At 52.9% G+C, this 1,146-nt stretch carries 1 protein-coding gene; it reads right to left on the bottom strand.

Annotation, left to right across the window (positions count from 1 at the left end; genetic code table 11):
* Positions 1-889 (bottom strand): replication initiation protein (locus tag PY311_RS12595; RefSeq protein WP_286149038.1); only part of this gene is annotated, 889 nt, incomplete at its 3' end.
* Positions 890-1,146 lie beyond the last annotated feature (257 nt).

Raw genomic sequence — 1,146 nt, 5'->3', positions numbered from 1 at the left:
AGGCGCGGCTAATTCCAAGAGTCTCCCACGGTTTCAACGTTCGCGCAGATGTGGCAACAGCACCACGCTTAGACTTAGCACCTCCAATTTTCCCGCCCTTGCGACCACGTGCAGCCTGAATTTCTGGCGTGTGCGTATCAGCCACATACTGTGCGAAAGTTTCCGGCGTGAAGTTCCTGTGCGTGTATTTCGCAATACTCTTGCCAATAGCCCGACATTCAGGAGGTGAAAGCGGAACGGGAAGCGATGCGTTGTACATTTCGACACGCTGAATCACGGCATCAAGCCACTGTGAGAATGCTGGCCAGCCCTGACGAATCGCCCTGTAAGCCCATTTGCGCGTCATTTCGAACAGATGGCAGTTTCGCCCCATCCCGTAATGTTTATCGATGCTACGGCGCGCTGAAGTGCTCAAATCGAGATAATCAGCCAGTTCATCGAGGGTATAGGCTTCCTCACGCCACTCCATCACCTGCCATTCCAGATGGAACGGATTTTTGCAAATCAGTCCGCTGTAGTTTACATCTGCGCCCAGTTTTTCACACAACGCACGTTCAATCGCGGCGGCGTATTTCAGCGCCTTAACCGAAGCATCAGGCGCGGTTCTCACGGCGATATTGAGTGCGTAGAGCAGGTGGGCGTGACCGTTCACGGGATTTTTTATGGTGATGTTCGGTGCGGGGGCGTTCAGGTCGCTCCAGTCAATCGCAGCCCCCTCGCGGTCAACGTCAAAAACCAGCCAGAACTGCGCATGAGGTTGGTTCTGCTGGATATACCGTGCAAGAAGCGCGCGCCCTTTACCGGAGATACGAAGGCCGAAAGCGAGATCATCCGTGTGATAGGGGCGGAGGGGTAAATTTTCTTCGAAGTATTGAAGCGCGGCGCTCATGTGTTACGATTCCTTCTAGGTTATCGACCGACCTCGCCCCTGTATTCTCGTGACAATCTTGGCGGAGAGACACGAATTTCAGGGGCGTTTGTTTTTCAGTCGCTTACACTACACCCAACGGCAAATCCTGTCGATCCTTCCCGAAAACCCGATCCATTTACCATAACTCCCGTTGTACGTACCCTGTAAAACGCCCTCAATCGCTTTCTGGCGCAAAAAAACGCAAAAAGACAAGAAAACACCAGGCCAAACCAGAA

Origin of the sequence: Neopoerus faecalis, assembly GCF_029218125.1 — a bacterium.
GTDB lineage: Bacteria > Bacillota > Clostridia > Oscillospirales > Oscillospiraceae > Oscillibacter > Oscillibacter faecalis_A.
The sequence above is the reverse complement of the archived record's forward strand: the minus strand, read 5'-3'. Positions and strand labels throughout refer to the sequence as shown.